The sequence below is a fragment of the Bartonella sp. ML70XJBT.G genome (genome assembly GCF_028618575.1).
Taxonomy (GTDB): Bacteria; Pseudomonadota; Alphaproteobacteria; order Rhizobiales; family Rhizobiaceae; genus Bartonella.
This window is the reverse complement of the sequence record NZ_JAQITA010000001.1, coordinates 273508-297100: the sequence shown is the minus strand read 5'-3', so window position 1 is coordinate 297100 and position 23593 is coordinate 273508. Positions and strand designations below refer to the sequence as shown.

Here is a 23593-nt window from a genome sequence, read left to right as displayed (position 1 = left end):
CATCCAAAATGTCCCGAGCGTCACCTTCCGCCATAATGCGAATGACCGGCTCAGTTCCAGAAGCGCGGATCACCAATCGCGCTGCTTTTCCCAAACGCTCTGCAGCTTGATCTATTGCCGTTTTGACCGGATTTTCTTTCAACACATTTTTGTTTTTAATCGTTACATTTTTTAAAATTTGTGGCACAGGTTCAAATCGTTTACACAATTGACTCATGGGGCTTTGACTTTCCTGCATACAAGCCAACACCTGCAAAGCTGCCACTAGTCCATCGCCCGTTGTTCCAAAATCACTCAAAATAATATGCCCTGAAGCTTCACCACCAACATTATATCCCTTTTGGCGCATCGCTTCGACCACATAGCGATCCCCAACATTTGTCCGCACGAGTTCCAAACCTTTGGACTCTAAAAAACGCTCTAGCCCAAGATTTGACATAATCGTTGTAACAAGGAAAGTATTTCCTTAGGGGTATCATGATGGGTGATAACATACATCATGTCTGCCATGAGCCACATCCAAAACGTCCCGAGCCGTCACCCTCAAGCTATCATGCGAATAACTGGCGGGGACTCAGAAGTACGGATTATACCACCACACCTTTTACTAAAAAAACCACTAAAGCCTTATCGCAGATCCTATATAAACACCCTCTTACAAAAGAGTATCATGATGGGTGATAACTTCCATCATCTCGGCCACAGCAGCATCCAAAATGTCCCGAGCGTCACCTTCCGCCATAATGCGAATGACCGGCTCAGTTCCAGAAGCGCGGATCACCAATCGCGCTGCTTTTCCCAAACGCTCTGCAGCTTGATCTATTGCCGTTTTGACCGGATTTTCTTTCAACACATTTTTGTTTTTAATCGTTACATTTTTTAAAATTTGTGGCACAGGTTCAAATCGTTTACACAATTGACTCATGGGGCTTTGACTTTCCTGCATACAAGCCAACACCTGCAAAGCTGCCACTAGTCCATCGCCCGTTGTTCCAAAATCACTCAAAATAATATGCCCTGAAGCTTCACCACCAACATTATATCCCTTTTGGCGCATCGCTTCGACCACATAGCGATCCCCAACATTTGTCCGCACGAGTTCCAAACCTTTGGACTCTAAAAAACGCTCTAGCCCAAGATTTGACATAATCGTTGTCACCACGCCGTTACCCTGTAACCGTCCGGTTTTATACCAATTTTCGGCAATCACAGCAATCAACTGATCCCCATCAATTGTTTGTGCTTTTTCATCCACCAAAAGAACACGATCTCCATCGCCATCAAGAGCAATCCCCACATCGGCACGCACTTCATGCACTTTTTGTTTCAAAGACGTTAAATCGGTTGACCCACATTTTTGATTAATATTGGTCCCATTTGGTGTATCATGAATGGCAAATACCTCTGCTCCCAGTTCCCAGAGAGCGCGTGGAGCAGCTTTATAAGCAGCGCCATTTGCGCAATCCACAACAATACGTAAAGCATCCAACCGAACATCCCGTGGCAAAGTTCGTTTAGCATATTCGATATAACGATAAATATCGCCCTCAACCCGTTTTGCATAACCAATTTCAGCAGAGCTTGCTAAAGATTTTGAAAGATCTGTATCGATTAATTGTTCAATTTTTTCTTCCATTTCATCGGAAAGCTTAAAACCATCAGGACCAAAAAGCTTAATTCCATTATCATAGAAAGGATTATGAGAGGCAGAAATCATCACCCCAAGATCAGCACGCAGAGAGCGACAAAGCATAGCAACAGCAGGTGTTGGCACAGGTCCCAACAAAAAAGCTTCCATTCCCGCGGCTGTAAATCCTGAAACCAAAGCATTTTCCAACATATAACCAGATAATCGTGTATCCTTACCAATCACCACACGACGCGACTGACGTTGTGAGCGAAACAAAACTCCCACCGCCATCCCCACTTTCATGGCAAAATCTGGTGTCATAGGAAAAGCATTGGCTTTTCCCCGAATTCCATCTGTACCAAAATATTTTTGCGCCATCCCTATTTCCTTTACACGCATTCTTTCTTCCGCTCTTCCATGAGAGTAGAAACTCCACTCAAGTGAAATTCTTCATGTAGGGCACCTCTTCATTCTCAAATCCTCAGAGACAGTCAAGCTGCAGCCCACCGCCTGAAGAAAATTTCACAACAACGACACCAAAACTCCTCATGATGTCTTGCCACTCTTCCTATTAAGTTCTAAGATTACTCATAGGGAAACACTGGCTTCGCCCTTAAATTCCATCTGTAGCAAAATATTTTTGTGCTTTTCTTACTTCCTCGATACGCACTCTTTACTTTTATCATCCTATTAGAGCAAAAACTCTTCTAGAGTGAAATGCCCCATGTGATAAGAGAAACCCCTTCATTGTCAAATCCTCAAACAACAAAACCGCCCACCACCACCTAAAACAAATCTCTACCAAAACTACAGCAAAACTCCTAATAATGTCTTTCCGCTCTCCCTATTTAATCCTATGATCATTCATGGGAAAAACATTGGTTTTTTCTTGAATTTTCTCCCTAGTAAAATCCTTTTGTGCTATCCCCTTGATACGCACTCTTTCTTTTATCATCCTGTTAGAGCAGAAACTCTTCTAGAGTGAAATGCACCATGTGATAAGAGAAACCCCTTCATTGTCAAATCCTCAAACAACAAAATCGCCCACCACCACCTAGAGAAAATCTGTACAACAAGCCTAGCAACGCTATCAATGATGCTTCTATGCCTCACATACTAAGCAATACTCTTCTCGTATGTTTTACACACACGCTCTTCTCTCAACAGAATCCCTCTTTAAATAAAACTAAAGAAAAATCTCTCTGTCAAAAGACCAACACCCCATCTGCTCTCAGACAACAAGCACAGGGTCATCAATCTCTCAGTTCTCACCATCACCAAAACACAACGATCAACGCGAGACACTTTGAAAAATGACAAGATCGACCTTCCCCTATGGGGGATTTCATCCTCTCTTCACATCGCTTGAGAGGCGCAAGCAAGACTCGCGCCTTTTTCAAAAAAACTTTTCCTGAGAATCCTCTCTAAAACTAAATTGCCTCAAGTGTCGTTAGAAGGTTCATGTTTTTCTTTATCACCTCCTGTAGCATTCGACTTCTTTCCAGAATTGGTTTTACTTACAGAACGATTGACCACCTTTGTCGTCTTTTTTGCGCTTTGCGTTTTTTTCTCCATCTCACCAGATGGCACGCCTTGAGCCGCGGTATCATTGGCTTTGGCACCACTGAATTTTGTTGTTTCCTTTACAATTTTTGGCTCTGCTTTACCAACATCGGTTTTATTGGCATTGGTTCTATGAGGATCAGCTTTCTTCACATCTGTTTTCTCAACGTTTGTTTTATCGTCTTTTGATGTATAAGCTTCTGCCTTTATGACTCCCGTTTTAGGCACAGAAGAAACGCGCGGAGCACTTTCATCTTTTTGAGTGCGTGAAGGGGGTTTTCCAGCAATAACTTCATTAATTTCAGCACCAGTTAAAGTTTCATATTCCAATAAACCTTGTGCTAAAGCGAACCATTCTTTTCTTTTTGTGTTCAGAATTTCGGTAGCACTTTTATAAGCATTATCGATGAGTTTACGCACTTCAGCATCGATCATACGTGCTGTTTCTTCAGAGACATTTTGTGTGCGTGCCACGGAATGCCCTAAAAAGACTTCATCCTGATTATCGCCATAGGCCACATTGCCAAGCAGATCAGAGAAACCCCACCGTGTAATCATGGCGCGCGCTAACTTTGTTGCTTGTTCAATATCGGAAGCAGCACCGGAAGTGATATTTTCCTTACCAAACTTCAATTCTTCTGCCACCCGTCCTCCCATCATAATAGCCAGACGAGAAATCATCCAGCGATAACTCATGGAGTAGCGATCCCCTTCAGGCAATTGCATGACCATTCCCAAAGCTCTTCCTCTTGGTACGATTGTTGCTTTATGGACAGGATCGGCAACAGGCACACTCAACGCGACGATAGCATGTCCTGCTTCGTGATAAGCGGTGAGTTCTTTTTCTTCTTGTGTCATAGCGGTTGAACGGCGTTCAGCTCCCATCATCACCTTATCTTTAGCATCTTCGAACTCTTGCATAGTGACGACTCTTTTATTGCGGCTAGCAGCCATGAGAGCGGCTTCATTGACAAGATTCATCAGATCCGCACCAGAAAATCCTGGAGTTCCCCTTGCCAAAACTTTCAAATCCACATTAGGGGCTAGAGGCACGTTGCGCACATGCACTTTTAAGATTTGCTCACGCCCAGAGACATCAGGGTTTGGGACCACCACTTGCCGATCAAAACGCCCTGGTCTTAACAAAGCAGGGTCGAGCACATCGGGACGGTTAGTTGCGGCAATAAGAATAATACTTTCATTAGGCTCAAAACCATCCATTTCGACCAACAGCTGGTTTAAGGTTTGCTCACGTTCGTCGTTTCCGCCTCCAAGACCGGCACCACGATGGCGTCCCACCGCATCAATTTCATCGATAAAGATAATACAAGGCGAATTCTTTTTAGCCTGTTCGAACATATCGCGCACGCGGCTTGCCCCAACACCAACAAACATTTCGACGAAATCAGAACCTGAGATGGTGAAGAAGGGTACATTAGCTTCCCCTGCCACAGAGCGTGCCAGCAGAGTTTTACCCGTCCCTGGAGGACCAACCAGCAAAACACCTCGTGGAATACGTCCTCCTAAGCGTTGAAATTTTTGCGGTTCACGTAGAAATTCGACAATTTCTTGGAGATCCTGCTTTGCTTCTTCAACGCCGGCGACATCTTGAAAGGTCACGCGCCCCTGTGCTTCGGTAAGCAATTTTGCTTTTGATTTACCAAATCCCATTGCCCCACGTGATCCATTTTGCATTTGTCGCATAAAAAAGACCCACGCCCCAACGATAATAATAACAGGAAGCAAGGAAAACAACAGATTAAGGAAGATACTATTGCCAGAGCTTTCAGGAATAGCTTTGACATTGACATTTCTGTTTTCCAATTTTTGTATCAAACCTGGATCTCGTGGAGCATAGGTTGAAATAACTCTGTGTTCAATGGTTTGTCCTGTTAATTTTTGACCTTGAATAGTTACAGATTTCAGCTCATTATTCTCGACTTTTTGCAAAAATTCGGAATAAGAAATCTCTCCGCCACCAGAACGCTGGCTATCTCCATTAAAGAGAGAAAACGACACAATCAAAATCAAGGCAATAACTCCCCAAATGAGGAGAGAGCGGTAATTGGAATTCATATTCAGCCCACTTAATTCAATATATATATTTTAATAGTTCCCCTTAACATATAACCTTGTCAGCTCCTTGCCAAGGTATGAGGAGATGTTTATTGTCTTTTAGAGTGATTTTTCTTTATCTTTTCACCTCAATGTTAAAAAAAGGTTCAAGAACATTCACCAGAGTGGCATCTTCACATGAGAAAAGCCAATGGAACGGAGCCATAATTCGCTTGATGATGATATTTTGCTGAAAAATAGCAGGGTTCGTCAACTCTGGAATATCATATCCTTTGTTATTTGAGATCATGGGCAGCGATTGTAAAGAGGGGAAATGAGGATTTTCAAGATCAATATGGCTCTTTTTAAGGAGAGATTTTAGTTCCTCTAAACCCGCTGCTCTAACCTTTACAGCATCATCACCATAATTGCTAATCTGATAGCGCCCATCCCATAAAAAAGTTGTTTTTGGCGCAACGACCGCCTCTCTCATGTTTCGCGCCTCGCGCCAAAAAGCGATTCCATTTCTATTATATTCGATAACAGATCCAGCATAAGTAACGCGCTGCTTTTTGCATGAATAAAGACACAATTTTTGCACAAGAGGAGTTAATTTTTGCTTGGGCAGCAAATAAAAACCTCCTCCCATCAACACGGCAAACAGCCCAACAACAAAGGGAAAACCGGAATGGTGCTCTAAAAATGGTGCAGGCTTTGCAATAAAACAACGTCCATATTCAACCATGATATCGAGTGCCAAAATCAAATCGGCAATCATTTTTGCCTGTTGACGACGCGCTCGTGCCGCTTCATGAATCTTTTGGGCAATGCCGGCAAATGTTTTTGGATGAAGGGATTGGCGCACACGCACGCGTTCAAAATTGCAATTTTCATTGCTTGGATCATCAATCCATGTTGTCCCCTTAAAACGCAAATAAGCGCGCAATGTTTCGCGCTTTACACCAAGAAGTGGGCGAATCAAACGGACTTTTTGCCGCAACACCGCCTCACGCGCCATACAAGATAAGCCACGCGCAAACAGTAACGCATCATTTTTTTCGCTAACAACACAATTTTCCTGCGTACTCTTTTCTCTAGCTTCTGTAAAAGATACTCCACTCTGCATAGTTTCAAAGGATTCGCTTTGCACACTACCAGAAGCCCCCGCAGTCCTCCCATCATGCATGCCCTCAAAGGCACCAGCTTTCACAACATCCGCAAACGCCCCCGTATAAACCCTATCACGTACACCTTCAAAAGACTCACTTTGCACAACACCGGAAGCCCTCGCAATCCCCCCATCATGCATGCCCTCAAAGGCACCAGCTTTCACAACATCCGCAAACGCCCCCGTATAAACCCTATCACGTACACCTTCAAAGGCTTCGCTTTGCACAACACCGGAAGCCCTCGCAATCCCCCCATCATGCATGCCCTCAAAGGCAGCATCTTGCCAATCCTTATTTTTTCGAAGACGTTGAGAGCGCATTTGGTAGGTTTCCACCTGATCATTAAGCGTATGTCCTGTCATAATGAGGGTTGCGCCTTGTTTTTCTGCTTCTTGAAACAACAGATCATAGCGTGCCATACGCGCACTTGAAGCAATATGCGTCTTTGGTTTTGTGCCTTCCCAGCGCACGGTGACATGTTTAATGCGATGGGCACGACAAATTTCTGCAACAATTAAAGCTTCACCAGCTGATTCTTTTCGCAATTGATGATCAACGGTGACAGCAATCATTTCTGGAGGAATGGAGAGAGTTTTTAAATGGTCTTTGACTAAAAACAGTAAAGCCAGAGAATCACTCCCTCCTGAGACCGCAAGGATCAATTTTTGACACTGGATAAAATCCGATGTTTTAAAGAGATTTCCTGCTAGTCTAATGCACACCGTGGATGACCTCACTCCTTTTTAGAGGTTTACAAAAGATGGACTCTAAGGTTTCAGAATGTTTTGCTTTTTGAGTAGAAAGTGCACAAGCCTCTTTATTGGGTTCAAGAGCCACCATACTTCTCGCCAATTTCAGCAAAATTTCAGAAGTGTAAGCTTTCTTTTTGTCTGCATACCATACGTTAAGATAAACTTGTGCTGCTTCATGATAGCGTTTTTGTCCCAACAAAGCTTCTGCTAACCAAAACAAAGCATCGTCCCTTAACGGATCTTTTTGATAACGTTGTTGAAAGGTACAAAAGGCTTTTTCAGCATCAACATAATTGGCAGCAAGAAGAGCATCATAGCCTTTTTTATACAATTCCTGAGAAGAGAAAGAAGAGGTCTCTTTACCCTGCTCTGGTTCGATACGATCACTTATGGTTTTCTCTAAAAACTTATGAGCTTTCTGCAAATAATCTTCTGTTTGCTTGGCATCCTTATGCATTTCTTTTAGATTTTCTTCCGCAAAAACACTCTCAAAGGTACAAGAATAAACAGAAGAGTCTTGTTTATCAAAAAGCTGATGGAATTGCTCTTGAACATTTTTCAGATTGTGATGCTCAAGCACCGTTCGTATATGATGCAAAAGTTTATCCAAATCATAATCTTTAAAGAGAGTCTTTTGATTTTCTAGGAGTGACTCTCGACTTTGCATCGTCCCCTGAACAGGCAAACCCACCGCATCTGCAGCCTTATTTACTACATCGCCAGCCTTTTCCATCGCACCAGCAGCAGCTTTCTCCACCGCATCAACAGCCTTTTCCGCACCACCATCAGTCGCCTTATTCACCGCCTCAGCAGCTTTATTTACTACATCGCCAGCCTTTTCCATCGCACCAGCAGCAGCTTTCTCCACCGCATCAACAGCCTTTTCCGCACCACCATCAGTCGCCTTATTCACCGCATCTGCAGCCTTATTTACCACATCGCCAGCCTTTTCCATCGCACCAGCAGCAGCTTTCTCCACCGCATCAACAGCCTTTTCCGCACCACCATCAGTCGCCTTATTCACCGCCTCAGCAGCTTTATTTACCACATCGCCAGCCTTTTCCATCGCACCAGCAGCAGCTTTCTCCACCGCATCAACAGCCTTTTCCGCACCACCATCAGTCGCCTTATTCACCGCCTCAGCAGCTTTATTTACTACATCGCCAGCCTTTTCCATCGCACCAGTAGCAGCTTTCTTCGCCGCATCAGCCGCTTTTTCTGCTGCACTAGAATCCGAATTATCTTGAGAATATTGGTTGAACCAGCGCGCTCCACTTTGGACAGATGAAGCAAAACAAGCTACGAGAACAGCCATAGAAAAGACAGTTCTCCAATTTTTTTTACCATACATCCACATAGTTTTTTCCCCTCTAGTGCTGGTCTTTAATGACCGTTCATGTTACTTCAGTGTTGTAACAGCACGACGATTTTGGTTCCAACAGGAAATATCATCACACACTGCTACAGGTCTTTCTTTCCCGTAAGAAATTGTTTGAATCCGCTGTGCGGAAACGCCAAGAGAAATCAAATAATCCCGCACAGCGACAGCACGACGCTGTCCAAGTGCTAAATTATACTCACGCGTTCCACGCTCATCAGCATGACCTTCAATCATTATAGAATAATGAGGATAATGCAGCAACCATTCTGCTTGGCGCATCAAAACACGTTCAGCATCAGAATCGATAGAAGAAGAATCAAGACTAAAGAACACACGGTCTCCAACGTTCACCATAAACTCTTGTCCTGAACCTGGTCCTGTCTGATTTACACCAGCACCATTCAAATACGCACTATTCATAGCGTTGAGTGTACTACCACGTTCTTTTCCACAACCAACCAAAGACAGTGAGCCAAACAAGACCATAGCTAAAGGATGAAAGATAATATTTTTGATAGAGCGCATGTATTAATTCTCCTTAACGAGTGCCCACGAAAATGGAAAGAATAGATTCTTTCAAAAACGTCTCAAGAATAGCTGCTAATTCCTAATGAAGGAAAAATTTTCTCATTTTCACCTATTCTCCTTCATTTAAATTTCAAGCATTCCTTTTCATCGCCAAGCTTTCAGCATAAAGAGAAAAATGCATTTACAGTTAATTATTTATTTATGCATCATCATCCTGACGATTTTTTTGGAGTGCATTCAGTTTTGCAAAAACTTTATCGGCATCAAAGCTTTTATTATGATCATTTTCCATATGCTCTTCCTGAAGATCAACATTTTCCGTCACGGAAGCAGGCAGCAGAGATTTATCTCCCTCTACAGGGGCAGGACGATTTTTTGCCGCACGTTGGAGCTCAAAATCCAAATCGATTTGTGAACACAGACCCAACCCGACAGGATCAAGAGACACCAAGTTTGCACTATTCCAATGGGTTCTCAGACGAATTTGTTCAATGGTTGCTTTTGTTGTACCAATTAATCGTGCAATTTGTGCATCCTTCAATTCGGGATGATTGGTTACCAACCATAAAATACCATTGGGACGATCTTGACGTCGCGAAAGCGGGATATAACGGGCACCTTTACGTTTTTTCTCAGGAATGCGTACCCGAGACTCGGAAATTTTTAAGCGTGCATTTTGATCAGCCTCCACCCGTGCAATTTCACTACGTGTCAACTGCCCAGAACTAATGGGATTAAGCCCTTTAATACCGTGAGCAGCTTCGCCATCAGCAATAGCTTTTACTTCCAACACGTGTAATTTACAAAACTCTGCAATCTGATCAAAAGAAAGAGCAGTATTATCAACCAGCCAAACAGCTGTGGCTTTAGGCATCAAAAGTTGCGTTGCCATCTTTATCCTATCCTCTCACTTTGCCTCTTTGCTTGATTTATTGAGGCAGATTATTGCCCACTCTGGAGCACTGGATCTTTTTCTTACACATCAGGTTTTCTTCACTCCCTCTTAAATTAAAGCGAGTTATGAAATAAACCACTTTTGCCATGAAATTATATTCGTTATAACCTGATTTTTGCTGCACGACAAGATATCTATCTTATCATGCTCCTCAACAGAATATCTTTACCTTTAAGATGAATTTTCTTATAAAGGATTTATTTGATCACTTCATCTTGATACTGTGGCAGTTTATTCTAATGGGAAATTTGTTTCAACGCCTTAAATTTTAGAAACGCTCCACCAAGAAAGAAAGCCCTCAAACTGGAAGGAAAACTATGGCAGGTCATTCACAATTTAAAAATATTATGCACCGTAAAGGACGTCAAGATGCAATGCGTTCGAAAATATTTTCTAAGCTTGCACGCGAAATTACCGTTGCAGCCAAACAAGGTGCCCCTGATCCAGCCATGAATCCACGCTTAAGGCTTGCTGTCCAAAATGCTAAGGCACAATCTATGCCAAAAGACAACATTGAACGCGCCATTAAGAAAGCGTCAGGGGGTGATGTCGAGAATTATGATGAAGTGCGCTATGAGGGCTATGGTCCAGGCGGTGTTGCTGTCATTGTTGAAGCCTTAACGGACAACCGCAACCGCACCGCTTCAAATGTACGTGCTGCTTTTACCAAATCAGGTGGTGCACTTGGAGAAACAGGATCAGTCAGCTTCATGTTTAATCGGATTGGCGAAATAATCTATAAACCAGAAGCAGGAACAGCAGACAGCATCATGGATGCCGCCATCGAAGCTGGTGCCGACGATGTGCAATCAGAAGAAACCGGACATCATATTACCTGTGCCTTTGAAGATATTGGTGATGTTTCTAAAATGCTTGAAGCCACACTTGGCGAAGCAGAATCAATTAAAACCATTTGGAAAGCCACCACCCTTGCGCCTATCGATGAAGAAAAAGCTTTATCCGTTTTACGGCTTATTTCAACATTAGAAGAAGATGATGACGTGCAAAATGTCTATGCTAATTTTGATGTGAGCGATGAAGTTTTAGCAAAACTATCTGGTTAACCTCCACACGGCGATCCCATGCAATCATCAGCTATGTGCTCCCCTCTTATCATCAGAGCTCCACATATCTGTCTACACAAAGGTGTAATCGCTTCTCATCTTTACCACAAAAAATAAGCCCTGCTTCAAACGCAGGGCCATAGAGCATCTGAAACATTTTCCCTAAAAAGCATAAAAGTTTTTCACCAACCTTTTTCACAAGATTCTTTGGCTTAAAACATCATCTCCGCAAAGAAATAACAGCAAACATACAAAAGAAAGAGAAATTGACAACAATTTTTAAATCGACCGATTGAGAAACACAAAAAACGCACCCCTTAACCCGCCAAGACGCCTTATTATTGCACAAATCACATGATGCCTTTTGCACCATCACCTGTAACAAAGCATCTGAAATCTCAAAACTCTTGCCAACAAATATTTTTCCTTCAAAAGCTTCCCCCCAAATTCACTCACCTCTCACAGCAGATGTAATATAAAACGCATTAGATTATATAAAAAAATAAAATCAATATATTAAGTGCATCTGTTTTAGATAAATCCCCTTTAGAATACACTTTTTCCTGTTTAAATTGACCATTTTTTATAAAAGATTGCCCTCTATAAATAGACCAAAAAGCAAATGATAAAAAAAGTCTAAGAAAGCAAAACAACTTCAAATTTTTCCTCAAGCGTTTTAACTTTTTCAGAGTGAACAACAATCTTGATTGTCATTTCCCAATTTGCCAAATACTCAAGCATTTCATCACACACATTTCTCAAAACTTTGCATTTAAAAGTTTCAATAATTGAAGTTGTGTCATTTTTAAAAGTTGACGAGCCTGTTTTCAGGTTCTTTTCTTTAAGAATTTGACTCCTTTTGTGAGCAATTTGCGCTTTTATAAGCATCTTGTGAGAGTCTAAAAACGAAAGTCTGCATAACATTGGAACTACCGTGAAAAACATTGATCGTATTCATTCCTTATCTCTTGCTCTGCTCACTGGAAACGCTCTTTAATCAAGTTGATAACTGGTTTTGGTAGAGAAGCTTACGATTAGCGAGACTCTCATACAACAAGCAAAACCTTGCAAATCCCATGATGCGCCCGCGCCATCAATCACCACCTTAAACAAGCATCTGAAATCCAAAAAGTCATGCCACAAATGTTTCACTGAAGAAGTTCCCCCAAAAACTCCCGCATCTATGGGTTACAGTCAGTGTGGTTTAAAATTTACAACCTCTTCAACTGATGAACAAACCCAACCGCCTCTCTTAAGCTCTAGATTCTTGTTGCTCTACAAACCACAAAGAATTTTGCCTTGTTTCTTTTTATCAACCACCTCATTTATTGTACAGTAAGCAATGGCGACCATGCCGGATCAGAAGCATCATTGGGGGTCGGCAATTGGCGTTCATTGCGCCCTGTAATATCAATCGTATAAATTTTGGGCCCCATACCTGGATTTTTGCGGAAGAACATCAGAACGCGTCCATTAGGTGCCCAAGTTGGACCTTCATTGTGAAAACCTGTGGTTAAAATGCGCTCTCCTTGTCCATCAGGGCGCATCACACCGATAGAAAATTGGCCTTCTGATTGTTTTGTAAAAGCGATATAATCACCCCGTGGTGACCAAATAGGTGTAGAATAGCTCCCCTCATTTGAGGAAATACGCTGAATATTACTCCCATCCGCATTCATGGTGTAGATTTGCGGCTTTCCACTGCGGTCTGACGAAAAGACAATTTGCGACCCATCTGGCGAATAAGAAGCAGACGTATCAATCGCTGAAGTTGTTGTAAGCCTCATCATTGTGCGAGTGCGTAAATCCATGGTATAAAGATTTGCACTCCCATCATTTTGCAACAAACTCATGATGACTTTTTGTCCATCCGAGGAAAAACGCGGAGCAATTGTCATATTTTCAAAAGTTCCGATCAACTCCCTTTGCCCCATTTCGATTTGTTGCAAATAAACATGGGGCACTTTATTGTGCTCGTAAGCCATATAGGTAATTTCTTGTCGTTTTGGTGAAAAGCGTGGAGTGAGAACCAATTCACTCCCATCAGACATATAGATCAAATTTGCTCCATCTTGATCCATAATCGCCAAGCGTTTAATGCGTGCATTTTGAGGACCTGTTTCATCGATAAAAACAATCCGTGTATCAAAATAACCACTTTCTCCTGTCATCTCACTATAGATCTCATCAGCGATCATATGTGCCACCCGCCGCCAACGTTCTGTAGCGGTATAAAAACGGCGTCCTTTGAGTTGACGCTGTCCAAAGACATCCCATAAACGAAACTCAACTCTCAACCGCCCATCGGTTTCTCTGATCACTTGTCCAGTCACCAACCCTTGTGCTTTTATTTTTTTCCAATCAGAAAAAGCGGGGGGTCTATTAGGATTGGAAATTTTTTCAAAAAAACTTTCTTTATCCAGAGGCAAAAACAGTCCTGAACGTTCAAGATCCGCTGTGATAACAGCAGACATTTTAAGCCCAATTGAATCATTAGAAACAAAATCGGTAATTGCAATAGGAATAGGATTAAAGTCAGCACTTGAAATAGTGCCTTTGAGCTGTGCATAAACCGATGAAAAACTCGAAAGCCACAAACCGCAAGTGACAAGACACCAAGAAAAAAATTTCTGTCTCGTTATAGTCATCATGGAATGTATCCTTTCATTAAAGAAAAATATCTTAGTCTTTCATCGTATTATTTCTTGAAGGGGATCAACATTAAAATCAAAGCCCTGCCCCCACAAATCATATTGATCGCGTGGAAGGTCCGCATAAGGTTGACATGCAAAAACGGCTGCGTACACCTGCCTTATCATAATGTCTTGCTGGCTCTGTGCACCGCTTAGGGGATCAATGATGGGATCACCCATAACCATTCCTTCACGATTGAGAGTAAATCGCAACCGCACGACTGGACGGTTTTTTAAATCACCACCAAGCGCCACAAGTTTAAGCTTCTGTTGAATACACCCCCCAACGATACTGACAAGAGTTTGTGCCATTTTTGTGGTATCGTTGATATTTTTTCTTGCTCCCAGAGCCTCTGGTGTATCGGAGCGTTTTGCCCCACCTCCTTGGGTACGAGCACGATTGAGGAGATTATTTTCCTCCATGGCAAGAATATCTTCAATTGTCTTATCTTTTATTGGTTGTTTTTTCTGATTGTGCGCTTGTACATTTTCAATTTTTACTTCTTTAGCAGGTTTTGGTTTCAACTGTGGGAGAAGAGGTTTTTCTGGCAGGGCAATTTGGGGAAGCTGCGGTTGTATTGTTGCTTGCTTGACAGGCTCTTTTTTGACCACTGGAGTTAGTTCTTGTGGCGATACTCTTTCTTCATTTTTGCGTACCTCCAAAGGCACCTCAGGCATAACCTTTGGTGTATCCTCTTGTCTCTCCAAAGGCACCTCAGGCATAACCTTTGGCGTATCCTCTGATCTCTCCAAAGGCACCTCAGGCATAACCTTTGGCGTATCCTCTTGTTTCTCCAAAGGCACCTCAGGCATAACCTTTGGCGTATCCTCTTGTCTCTCCAAAGGCACCTCAGGCATAACCTTTGGCGTATCCTCTGATCTTTCTAAAGGTGTTTCTGTTTCCGATAATTCTGGTTTGGTTAATTCTGGAAGAGTTTTTTCCGGCGCCTTTTCTTCTCCTGATGGTGAGGGTGTCGTCTCAACGGTCCGAGGTTTTTCTTTAGGTTTAAAAGGTGCAGAACTGTCTATCTGTCCCTCTCCCACATGGCGTGCATCTTCTTTTTCTTGTGGTTTAGTGGTTGGTTTTACTGCAGGAATTGCGCGCAGAGGAGCATTCACAGAACCTTGCTGAGAAGAAAGCTCTTGTGTCAAAGGAGCAAGGGTGATGGGAATTGCTTCCAACTGTTGTGGTAAAGAAACGGGATGAATGAAGGTAATAGCCCCCCAGCTAACAAAAACGACATGGAGTGCAAGGGATAAAGCCAAGCCTCGTTTCATGCTATGATAAGAGCCTTTGTTCATCTCTCTACCTTGCGTTTTTATTTTTATCACTTTCATATTATTTTGCAAACAACATATGACAGTTTATCATGATTTTATTGTGCAAGACTAGCTAACGCAACTTGTGAAAAGCCTGCTTTTTGAATATCGGCGAGCAATTGTAGCACTTGTTGATATTCAACGGTTTTAGCAGCCCGCACAAAAATACGTTGGCTTTTTTGTGTGGGGTCTTTTTCCAATTGGCTTTTAAGTTGTGCAATCAAAGCCTCAGGGGTATCGTAATACTCTTGATTAATCGCCAAACGCCCCCGTGCATCAAGTGAAACCGTGAGTGGAGCCTTTTCCATACGGACAGGTCCTGCTTGGCTATGAGGCAAATCGAGGGGAACACCATTGACCAAAAGTGGCGCAGAAACCATAAAAATAATCAACAACACCAGCATAACATCCACAAAGGGTGTGACATTGATTTCGCTCATCAATTGACTGTGTGCATGATGCCGCCTACGTGTTTTTTTTTGCGAAGAAGAAGCAACAGAAACGCCCATAAATAATCCCCTTAAAATGATGAATTCGTTGTACGTGTTTCATCGAGACGTCGTGATATAATTGTCGAAAATTCATCGGCAAAATTTTCTATTTGTGCAATAATCCGCGCACTTTCACTGGTCAATTTGTTATAAGCAATAACAGCTGGGATTGCTGCAAACAAACCAATAGCGGTAGCCAACAAAGCTTCGGCAATACCTGGTGCCACAATGGCGAGAGAAGTATTTTGAGAGGCTGAAATAGAAAGAAAGGACCCCATAATGCCAACAACGGTTCCAAAAAGACCGATAAAAGGTCCTGCTGAGCCAAGTGTTGCAAGAAAGCCTAGTTTTGATTCTATTTTTGCACTTTCACGCCCCAAAGTCAGATCCATAGCCTTATCAATCCGGCTCTGCAAACTGATCGATGTATGGATTCCTTTTTCAAGGGATTTTTTCCATTCCACCATTGCGGCCATAAAAACTGCGGATATACTATTGGTGCGCTGACTTTTACATTCTGCATAAAGATCTTCTAACGCCTTTCCCGACCAAAATATGCGTTCAAATTTTTTGATTTCACGCCGTATTCTGCGATAGGTGAAGATTTTATCAAAAATAATTGCCCAGCTCCATACAGAAGCCAGCAGTAATAAAATCATCACAGCTTTAACAACGAAACCCGCTTGCATAAACAAATGCAATATCCCAATCATTTCTGGATTCGTGAGTTCTACATGCGGCATAATTTTTGTCCCTCTACTGAAAGGTTTGTTGATGAAACAAAATAAAACAGATTATTTTATAGTTTCTAAATCTAAAAAACAAATTCCCCCCTCTCTTTCGCCAAAGAGTTCATACAATATCACTTTTTCAAGTGAATACAGTGTTAAACAACCATTGTCTTTACACAACCATTGTTGAAAAAAGCCCTTTGGGTAGACGGCGTGGTTTCCCTGCCTCATTAATAACAGCAATTTCAACTTTTGCTGTTACCAACATCATATCCTCATGGAGAATATGCTGCTCCATAAAAAAGCGCGCCCCTTGCATGCGATGAATTCGTGTTTTAATTGTTAACAGATGATCAATTCGTGCTGGTCGTAAAAAATGAAGTTCCATATGGCGGACGACAAAAAACAGTTTTTCCCCCTCCACACCTGCTGCTAACATTTTGTTATTAAAACCAGTATCGCGTAAAAATTCTGAACGTCCCCGTTCAAAAAATTCGAGATACCGCGCATGATACACCACACCAGAAAAATCTGTATCAGCAACATAAACACGCACTTGTAAATCGTGAAAATCATTTTGAGGAGTGCTTGTCAAAGAATTTGTTTCCGTCATCTGCTCTATCCTATAAAATTGTCTAAAGTCATTCATTATTTTGTGTATGAAGCAGTTGAACGTGTTTTTGTGGTAAAAGAGTGGAATCGTTAGAACAAAGTCTGAACTTCTCCCAAGCTTTTTCTGTAAAAATCCACCCACCTGTGGTGCATTTGTAATAAAAAAGCATTGCTCTCTTTAAAAGAAGCGATTTTAGTCATCTTCCCCGTCCCATAAAGTTGCCTGAAGGGATGCATTATCCTTTGTGTCAAACAGTTGCGCACGTCTTTGTGGTGAAGTCTGAGATGCTGGAGGACAAAGCCCTAAATGGCTCCATGCTTTTTCTGTAAGTATTCTCCCACGAGCAGTGCGTTGCATAAAGCCTTGTTGGAGCAGATAAGGTTCCACAATATCTTCCAGAGCATCACGCGGTTCCGAAAGAGCAGCAGCAATGGTTTCAATACCCACCGGTCCACCTAAAAAAGTTTCCGCAATCAGGAGCAAATAGCGGCGGTCCAGCGGATCAAGACCAAGATGATCAACTTCCAAGCGTGAAAGCGCTTCATCAGCCACTTTTTGATCAATTTTTTTTGCCCGCCTCACCAGTGCAAAATCACAAACTCGCCGTAAAAGCCGCCCAGCAATTCGTGGAGTACCGCGTGCACGGCGTGCAATCTCATGGGCACCATCATCACTAATCTGTACTGAAAAAAGCCGTGCATTACGTTGAACGATGTACTCCAGCTCCTCTATAGTATAAAAATTGAGGCGAATAGGGATACCAAAACGGTCCCGCAGTGGTGTGGTCAAAAGTCCCAAACGGGTGGTTGCGGCCACTAGTGTAAATTTAGCCAGATCAATTTTTACTGAGCGTGCCGCCGGTCCCTCGCCAATGATCAGATCCAGTTGATAATCTTCCATAGCTGGATAAAGAATTTCTTCCACAGCTGGATTGAGCCGGTGGATTTCATCAATAAACAGGACATCGCGTTCCTCTAGATTGGTTAAGAGAGCTGCTAAATCTCCTGCTTTAGCAATGACTGGTCCTGAGGTAGAGCGAAAATTAACACCTAATTCTTTAGCCATAATCTGTGAGAGCGTTGTTTTTCCCAAACCAGGTGGTCCAACGAACAACACATGGTCGAGCGCTTCGTGACGTGCTTTGGCTGCTTCAATAAATATCTTCAAATTTGCCCGTGCTGCTTCTTGACCAATAAAGTCATCGAGCACTTGTGGTCTTAAGGAACGATCTGGATCGTTTTGCAGGGGAGCAGCCCCCAAAAGGCGTTGATCTTCATCTTTATGCATTGTTACCTTATACTCAAGTAGGAGGAGAAAGCAATTTGAGACTATGGCGAATAAGCAGTGCTGAAGAAATGTTTTCTCCCTCAAGAGCCTTCATCGCTAAAGCAAGAGCCCGTGCTGCTTGATCACGCTCAAAACCAAGCTTGATCAAAGCAGCAAGCGCCTCATTTGTTGGTTGATTGGTCTCCTCAAGATGCGGAAGCGAAATATTGTGGAGGGCATTTTCATGAAAGGGAAGAGCTTTACTTTTTAGTTCGCGGACAATTCTTTCACTGACTTTTTTCCCAACGCCTGGAGCACGACTGATCATTGTCACATCATTCAAGGCAATCGCCTGTGCCAGTTCATCTGGTGACAAAGTCCCCAAAATTGCCAAGGCAACTTTAGCTCCCACACCAGGAACATTTTGCAGCATGCAAAACCATTCTTGTTCCACTCTTGTCGCAAAACCAAACAGACGAATGGCTTCTTCACGTACATGGGTTTCAATAAAAAGGCTTAACGCCTCCCCCACAGCTGGTAAAGAAGCACGCAGCCGATTTGAGACAAAAACCACATAACTCACCCCATGAACATCGATAAGAATATGATCATCAAAAATATGTTCAAGGATACCTTTTAATTTGCCAATCATGCTGTAAATCCGATCATATAGCCAACCCTCATCATATCACAATCTTTGCATGATGAGAGACATGAGCACCTTATGAAGCACAAGCCAGCAAAGAGCAAGGGCATCCGCTCCGTCACTGCAGGCAAATTTAGCCCAGATACACAACACCACCATCTTAGCATAATCAACAAAGAAGCGTTGAAAAAGGCTCTTACTCATCATGCCATCACCCTTGCACGATGAGAGATACTGGTACGATGCATACTATGGCACAGAGCAAGAGCAAGAGCATCCGCCGCATCACTGCTGTCAAATTCAGCCCGTGGCAGCAAAACTTTTACCATCATATGAATTTGTTCTTTATCACCATGCCCAACACCAATAACGGATTTTTTGACTTTATTTGGAGCATATTCAAAAACGGGAAGCTTTGCTTGTGCTGGAACAAGCAAAGCAACAGCACGCGCTTGACCAAGTTTTAAAGTTGCCGTAGCATCTTTATTAACAAACACATGCTCCACGGCGGCTTCATGGGGCATGAATTGATGAACAATCTCTGAAAGTCCGTTGTGAAGCTGGCAAAGTCTCGAAGCAAGATCACAGCGCACATCAGAAGAAACTGTCCCTGCTGCAACGAATTGAAAGCGATTACCGGAGAGATCGATAACGCCCCACCCTGTCCGCCGTAATCCTGGATCAATGCCTATAATACGAATCGTCTCTGCCATGCTCTCCAGCCTATACACATTTCCCGCGCTTTAAAAGAGGTGAGAGAGCAAAGAAAGCAAAGGTAAGCAAAACGCAGACTTAAAGCAAGTGCGTTCCTCCCCATATGCCTCAAAATAGCAAAGAGAGCGCCCAATGAAAAAGACTGCGTAGCAAAATTGACTAAGAACGACCAAATGCAATTTTCAGCAATTCGATTTGTTTGCCCACAGGGTTCTCTTCTTGCGATCCATCGGTAGAGCCGTCTTCCTTTCCAATGCGCATATATTGCATACGTGCTTCTAGCCGCAGTGAACGATCAACAAAGCCACGGAACACTTCTGGCAGCTCGTGCCAATGAGCATTTTCCAATTGCAATGTTGGTGTATGAAGGGATACTTTAGCGATTTCTTTTTGTATTTGTTCTGGTGACATTTCTCCTTCGCGCTCAGCACGAAGAAGCAGGAGTTGAGAAGCAATTTGCATAAGTCGTGTACTTAAATACATCGCTTCTTTGGCATACATGGCAGAAATCTCTGTTGAAAGAGCACGTGCTGCTAATTTGCCTTCGGTGTCAATATAATTTGCTGTTTCTTCAATAAGCTTCATGGTCTCTTCATAGAGACGATTAAAAGCACTTTCAAAAGCATCATGCTCAATCATGATAATGGGTTCATCATAGGGACGTTTATGTGCACTCACGCTTTTATACTCCAAATATCAGCACAAAAATCATGCTACTCAACGAAAAGAGAAGGAAAAAGTTTCTTTTGTTGCTGTATAGAATGCATTTTTTAAATCTGACTACCTCTTTTAAAACTTTTAAGCAACGCGCTTCTTATTCTAAGGTTAACGCGTTATAAGAAAGCGTTACAAACAAATGAGTTTCCCTGAAGAAAACCGTTGAAGAGTTCGACGTTTTTCACAATAATAAGCCACCCCAAATTGCAGCGCAATGCCGCTTATAATCAAGAGAGTATCGGAAAAAACCGTTCCCGTCATCACTGTTTTTAAAATTTGTCCAAACATAGCAAAAACAGTTCCAGTTACAAAGACAGGAAGGCTGTGTTTTCCTAGAATTGCTAAGGGGTGTTTTTTTGAGACATAAAACCAATTATGCAAGCGGGGCCAACAAAGGATGAGAGTTGCAAGTGCCACAATATGGAAGAGACGTGGTAAGCTTAAAAAGGTTTTATTAAAGTTAAGCAAGGGGGATGACCAACCAAGCCAGCCCAAAACACCCCACCAACTGAAACGCACCCATAACAATGAAAGCACAAGATACAAGGCTGCCAAAACAACGAAAACGGGTTGAAAAGCGATAGTTTTTCCTTGTTTGAGAGATAAAGTGGTGGTCAAGCCTATGATAAACAGCAGTTGCCAAGAGAAAGGATTTAAAAACCATTTTCCCTCTATGGGATAAGAAGGTGGTGCAATTTCATAAAATCCACAAATGAGATAGAGCATGAACGAACCCAAAAGCAGTAAGCCTTTATGTTTACAACTCCAATAAAGGGCAAGAGGAGCAAACAGCATCAGAATAATGTAAAGCGGTAAAATATTATTATATCCCAATTGGTGCCCAAAACTGAAAGTATGCAAAAATGCCGTAAACGGTTGTGTGAAAAAGAGCCCCACATTATTCATGGTTAAGAGTTTTTCTGTCCGACAGAGTAGAAAAGCACCAACAAAAAGGCTTAAAGTTACAAATGTGGTAAAAAGATATGCTCCATAAAGCTGCAAAGCTCTGTACCAAAGTTTGCGTACTATGAAAGTAAAAGGCTTGTGCTGTAAGCGCGCATGAAAACTGAGCCCAAGAGAAACGCCTGAAAGCAAAACAAATGCTTCTGCTGAATCCGAAAAACCGAAGTTTCTATGGGTGATAAACTCATAGAGCGTTCCAGGAATATGATTGATAAAAATCGTCAACAAAGCTAAAGAACGAAACACATCAATGCGTGTGTCACGTTGAATAGGATACATCTTATGGTTCAAAATATTTTTGTCTCCCATAAATGGACTCCCATCAGTCATAAAAGTAACCTTTTAATATAACCAAGAACATTTATAAGATGAAGTTTTAATTTTTAAGCGTTAAATTCCTTTATATTAAAAAAGCAAGGTTTTTGTATGACAAAACAAAAAGATAAACGAATTGATCCCCCCTCCTTTGCTCAATTAATTTTGACATTAGATGTTCGGCGCACTTTTACCCCCGCTTTTTTACAGCAAATTTTGGCAACAAAAACTTTTGTAAGTGTCATTGTTTATGACTCTGAAGGGGATGAAGCTTTTTTACAAAAACAAGCGCAAACTTATGCGCAAGATATTCAAAACAATGGTGCAGCCCTTCTCATTGCTGGCGAATGTCGCATTGCTGAACGGGTAAAGGCAGATGGTTTTCATAGAGAAGGTGATCTTAACGCTCTTGAACAGTTACATGATCAGAAAAAAGCACAAAAGATCATTGGTTTTGGCAATATCCGCAATCGCCATAGTGCGATGGTAGCTGGAGAAGCCGGTGTTGATTATCTCTTTTTTGGCAAACTCGGCGCTGATAAAAAGCCGCATGCCCACCCGCGCAATTTGCAATTGGCAGGATGGTGGGCAGAAATCATGGAAATCCCCGCCATTATTCAAGCAGGAAGCGATTTTTCGACCTTTGATGAGGTGCTAAAGACCGCCTGTGAATTTATCGCTGTGGAAGAAGCCATCTTTGGGAGCGACAATCCCTTGCAACTTCTTAAAAAAATGCAAGAAAAATGTGCAAGCGTACCCTTGTAATAGGGGAAGGGAATTCGTAAATAAAGCGTTAACAAAAATCCACACACGCACCGCCGCTCTATGACCTAAAGAGAACACACGATGACAGATATAAGGGGATAAAAATGCGTTTTGCTCACCTCAAAACTCAATAAAACTGCTTAATAATGCAATTAAATGAGATGAAAAATCTAGCGTCCTTTTTTTCCATAATATAGAGAGAAAAATCATCAAGTTTTCTAGTTCAAAGTCTTGTAAAAAGAAGCCATTATGCTTGGGGAACTCATCATTATTAATATTGGTCATGGATTTATTAACGAATGATAGAGATATGAAGGGGACATAAAAATGGAATACAGAGGGACGTTTGAAGACCTTCAAAACATGATTCACAAGTGTGGATATCAAATCAAAGAAACCAAACCTATACAAAATGCATCCAAGAGATCAGCGCATCAAATCAGAACCTCTGATGGAGGTATCATTAATTGGTATGAAAGCACAGGAACACTTTACGTTCAAGGCAAAGATCAAACAGCAAAAAAGCTACAAGAAGCTTTGACTCAATATCTAGAAGAAACACCAACGATTCCTTCTCCACAGATTGCTTCCAATATCCCACAAGCACCTTCCCCAAAAATTTTTATCGTTCATGGTCATGATCATGTTGCCCTAGAGCAAGTTAGGCTAGTTCTTTACGATCTTGGCCTCGATCCATACATCTTACCTATCGATAATGGTTTAACTATCATTGAAGCTTTGGAAAAAGAAATCTGTGAGACAACCCGTTCTACAAAATTCGGTATTGTGCTGCTTACTCCTGATGACATGGGCTATGTCAAAACTGCCGGTGCAGAAACAGCCCAACCCCGTGCGCGCCAAAATGTCATTCTCGAAATGGGTATGTTAATCTCTGCGCTTACACGAAAAAATGTCGCTATTCTCATAAAACAACATGTTGAAATCCCTTCAGATGCTCAGGGAATTATATACATTCCTTTTAATGACCACGTAAAAGAAAGAGTTCCTCAGCTTGCTGATCGATTAATGGAAGCTGGATTCACCATAGATCCAAAGAAACTTGCCCTTGCATCACGTTAAATTTGCATAATGTTTATCTTTCCTTTTTAGAGCACACGCCGTTCGCCTATCATCTTCTTGAACAAACAAGATCCATGAGCAAAACAGCGAAGCTATTTCGAAAATTCTAGAGGCTCTCCTTTTTTCATTTTTTGATGAAATGAAAAGAACGCCTCTCACACCACAAAACTGTCATCATTTTT

General features: G+C 42.1%; 21 protein-coding genes and 1 pseudogene. 3 read left to right on the top strand and 19 right to left on the bottom strand.

Translation table 11 applies throughout. The features are described 5' to 3' along the window. From glmM (PVV64_RS01275) to PVV64_RS01245, 7 genes and pseudogenes are all read right to left on the bottom strand, one after another. A pseudogene (gene glmM, locus PVV64_RS01275) lies at nt 1–454 on the bottom strand (phosphoglucosamine mutase); the annotation flags it as partial. Nucleotides 455–655: 201 nt separating this feature from the next. After that, nucleotides 656–2008 (bottom strand): phosphoglucosamine mutase, encoded by a 1353-nt coding sequence (glmM, locus tag PVV64_RS01270; RefSeq protein ID WP_273759269.1) that lies wholly within the window; start codon nt 2006–2008, stop codon nt 656–658. 1062 nt (nt 2009–3070) lie between these two features. Then, nucleotides 3071–5269: an ATP-dependent zinc metalloprotease FtsH gene (gene ftsH / locus PVV64_RS01265; protein WP_273759268.1), complete on the bottom strand. Its 2199-nt coding sequence runs from the start codon at nt 5267–5269 to the stop codon at nt 3071–3073. A gap of 115 nt (nt 5270–5384) precedes the next feature. After that, entirely contained in the window at nt 5385–7139 is a 1755-nt protein-coding gene (tilS, locus tag PVV64_RS01260; RefSeq protein WP_273759266.1) for a tRNA lysidine(34) synthetase TilS, read from the bottom strand. Next, nucleotides 7129–8520, bottom strand: a complete 1392-nt coding sequence (locus PVV64_RS01255; RefSeq protein ID WP_273759265.1) for a hypothetical protein — start codon at nt 8518–8520, stop codon at nt 7129–7131. Before PVV64_RS01255 ends, tilS begins: the two co-directional genes overlap by 11 nt. Nucleotides 8521–8568: 48 nt before the next feature. After that, nucleotides 8569–9075 carry a peptidoglycan-associated lipoprotein Pal gene (gene pal / locus PVV64_RS01250; protein WP_273759264.1) on the bottom strand — a complete coding sequence of 169 codons (507 nt, stop codon included), beginning with the start codon at nt 9073–9075 and terminating at the stop codon, nt 8569–8571. Between the two features lie 202 nt (nt 9076–9277). Next, complete coding sequence (locus PVV64_RS01245) at nt 9278–9970, bottom strand: DUF1013 domain-containing protein (protein WP_273759263.1); 693 nt, start codon at nt 9968–9970, stop codon at nt 9278–9280. A gap of 380 nt (nt 9971–10350) precedes the next feature. Between PVV64_RS01245 and PVV64_RS01240 the strand changes: the two genes are divergently transcribed. Next, nucleotides 10351–11097, top strand: coding sequence for a YebC/PmpR family DNA-binding transcriptional regulator (locus PVV64_RS01240; protein ID WP_273759261.1), 747 nt, complete (start codon nt 10351–10353; stop codon nt 11095–11097). A gap of 636 nt (nt 11098–11733) precedes the next feature. Here the strand turns inward: PVV64_RS01240 and PVV64_RS01235 are convergent. The 12 genes from PVV64_RS01235 to PVV64_RS01180 form a co-directional block, all read right to left on the bottom strand. Further along, nucleotides 11734–11985, bottom strand: coding sequence for an XRE family transcriptional regulator (locus PVV64_RS01235; RefSeq protein ID WP_273759259.1), 252 nt, complete (start codon nt 11983–11985; stop codon nt 11734–11736). Nucleotides 11986–12422: 437 nt separating this feature from the next. Beyond that, the gene (gene tolB / locus PVV64_RS01230) at nt 12423–13745 is read right to left on the bottom strand and encodes a Tol-Pal system beta propeller repeat protein TolB (RefSeq protein ID WP_273759279.1); all 1323 of its coding nucleotides are present in this window, start codon (nt 13743–13745) and stop codon (nt 12423–12425) included. 42 nt (nt 13746–13787) lie between these two features. Further along, nucleotides 13788–15092, bottom strand: coding sequence for a cell envelope biogenesis protein TolA (locus PVV64_RS01225; RefSeq protein ID WP_273759258.1), 1305 nt, complete (start codon nt 15090–15092; stop codon nt 13788–13790). Nucleotides 15093–15166: 74 nt separating this feature from the next. After that, nucleotides 15167–15619, bottom strand: a complete 453-nt coding sequence (gene tolR / locus PVV64_RS01220; RefSeq protein ID WP_273759257.1) for a protein TolR — start codon at nt 15617–15619, stop codon at nt 15167–15169. An 11-nt stretch (nt 15620–15630) separates the two neighbouring features. Beyond that, on the bottom strand, nt 15631–16344 hold the full coding sequence (tolQ, locus tag PVV64_RS01215; protein WP_273721393.1) for a protein TolQ: 714 nt from the start codon (nt 16342–16344) through the stop codon (nt 15631–15633). 160 nt (nt 16345–16504) lie between these two features. Beyond that, entirely contained in the window at nt 16505–16945 is a 441-nt protein-coding gene (gene ybgC / locus PVV64_RS01210) for a tol-pal system-associated acyl-CoA thioesterase (RefSeq protein WP_273759256.1), read from the bottom strand. Nucleotides 16946–17137: 192 nt separating this feature from the next. Continuing rightward, nucleotides 17138–18232: a Holliday junction branch migration DNA helicase RuvB gene (gene ruvB, locus PVV64_RS01205; RefSeq protein WP_273721390.1), complete on the bottom strand. Its 1095-nt coding sequence runs from the start codon at nt 18230–18232 to the stop codon at nt 17138–17140. A 13-nt stretch (nt 18233–18245) separates the two neighbouring features. Continuing rightward, a complete protein-coding gene (ruvA, locus tag PVV64_RS01200; RefSeq protein ID WP_273759254.1) occupies nt 18246–18863 on the bottom strand; it encodes a Holliday junction branch migration protein RuvA in 618 nt (205 codons plus the stop codon). 36 nt (nt 18864–18899) lie between these two features. Continuing rightward, nucleotides 18900–19064 (bottom strand): hypothetical protein, encoded by a 165-nt coding sequence (locus tag PVV64_RS01195; protein WP_273759253.1) that lies wholly within the window; start codon nt 19062–19064, stop codon nt 18900–18902. Continuing rightward, on the bottom strand, nt 19061–19570 hold the full coding sequence (gene ruvC / locus PVV64_RS01190; protein WP_273721380.1) for a crossover junction endodeoxyribonuclease RuvC: 510 nt from the start codon (nt 19568–19570) through the stop codon (nt 19061–19063). The genes PVV64_RS01195 and ruvC overlap by 4 nt, the downstream gene beginning before the upstream one ends. Before the next feature lie 160 nt (nt 19571–19730). Then, a complete protein-coding gene (locus tag PVV64_RS01185; RefSeq protein ID WP_273759252.1) occupies nt 19731–20249 on the bottom strand; it encodes a DUF1465 family protein in 519 nt (172 codons plus the stop codon). A 168-nt stretch (nt 20250–20417) separates the two neighbouring features. Next, entirely contained in the window at nt 20418–21560 is a 1143-nt protein-coding gene (locus PVV64_RS01180) for an OpgC family protein (protein WP_273759278.1), read from the bottom strand. 117 nt (nt 21561–21677) lie between these two features. Between PVV64_RS01180 and PVV64_RS01175 the strand changes: the two genes are divergently transcribed. Both PVV64_RS01175 and PVV64_RS01170 read left to right on the top strand, forming a co-directional pair. After that, a complete protein-coding gene (locus tag PVV64_RS01175; RefSeq protein WP_273759251.1) occupies nt 21678–22331 on the top strand; it encodes a thiamine phosphate synthase in 654 nt (217 codons plus the stop codon). Nucleotides 22332–22658: 327 nt separating this feature from the next. After that, entirely contained in the window at nt 22659–23411 is a 753-nt protein-coding gene (locus PVV64_RS01170) for a TIR domain-containing protein (RefSeq protein ID WP_273759250.1), read from the top strand. Nucleotides 23412–23593: the final 182 nt, after the last annotated feature.

Excerpts from the sequence above, each read along its gene's own strand:
- PVV64_RS01225 (WP_273759258.1), bottom strand. The coding sequence starts at position 15,092 with ATGAACAAAGGCTCTTATCATAGCATGAAACGAGGCTTGGCTTTATCC.
- ybgC (WP_273759256.1), bottom strand. The coding sequence starts at position 16,945 with ATGACGGAAACAAATTCTTTGACAAGCACTCCTCAAAATGATTTTCAC.
- ruvA (WP_273759254.1), bottom strand. The coding sequence starts at position 18,863 with ATGATTGGCAAATTAAAAGGTATCCTTGAACATATTTTTGATGATCAT.
- tolB (WP_273759279.1), bottom strand. The coding sequence starts at position 13,745 with ATGACTATAACGAGACAGAAATTTTTTTCTTGGTGTCTTGTCACTTGC.
- PVV64_RS01195 (WP_273759253.1), bottom strand. The coding sequence starts at position 19,064 with ATGATGAGTAAGAGCCTTTTTCAACGCTTCTTTGTTGATTATGCTAAG.
- PVV64_RS01235 (WP_273759259.1), bottom strand. The coding sequence starts at position 11,985 with ATGCTTATAAAAGCGCAAATTGCTCACAAAAGGAGTCAAATTCTTAAA.
- tolR (WP_273759257.1), bottom strand. The coding sequence starts at position 15,619 with ATGGGCGTTTCTGTTGCTTCTTCTTCGCAAAAAAAAACACGTAGGCGG.
- pal (WP_273759264.1), bottom strand. The coding sequence starts at position 9,075 with ATGCGCTCTATCAAAAATATTATCTTTCATCCTTTAGCTATGGTCTTG.
- tolQ (WP_273721393.1), bottom strand. The coding sequence starts at position 16,344 with ATGCCGCATGTAGAACTCACGAATCCAGAAATGATTGGGATATTGCAT.
- ruvC (WP_273721380.1), bottom strand. The coding sequence starts at position 19,570 with ATGGCAGAGACGATTCGTATTATAGGCATTGATCCAGGATTACGGCGG.
- PVV64_RS01240 (WP_273759261.1), top strand. The coding sequence starts at position 10,351 with ATGGCAGGTCATTCACAATTTAAAAATATTATGCACCGTAAAGGACGT.
- ruvB (WP_273721390.1), bottom strand. The coding sequence starts at position 18,232 with ATGCATAAAGATGAAGATCAACGCCTTTTGGGGGCTGCTCCCCTGCAA.
- ftsH (WP_273759268.1), bottom strand. The coding sequence starts at position 5,269 with ATGAATTCCAATTACCGCTCTCTCCTCATTTGGGGAGTTATTGCCTTG.
- PVV64_RS01245 (WP_273759263.1), bottom strand. The coding sequence starts at position 9,970 with ATGGCAACGCAACTTTTGATGCCTAAAGCCACAGCTGTTTGGCTGGTT.
- PVV64_RS01255 (WP_273759265.1), bottom strand. The coding sequence starts at position 8,520 with ATGTATGGTAAAAAAAATTGGAGAACTGTCTTTTCTATGGCTGTTCTC.
- PVV64_RS01170 (WP_273759250.1), top strand. The coding sequence starts at position 22,659 with ATGGAATACAGAGGGACGTTTGAAGACCTTCAAAACATGATTCACAAG.
- PVV64_RS01175 (WP_273759251.1), top strand. The coding sequence starts at position 21,678 with ATGACAAAACAAAAAGATAAACGAATTGATCCCCCCTCCTTTGCTCAA.
- PVV64_RS01180 (WP_273759278.1), bottom strand. The coding sequence starts at position 21,560 with ATGGGAGACAAAAATATTTTGAACCATAAGATGTATCCTATTCAACGT.
- glmM (WP_273759269.1), bottom strand. The coding sequence starts at position 2,008 with ATGGCGCAAAAATATTTTGGTACAGATGGAATTCGGGGAAAAGCCAAT.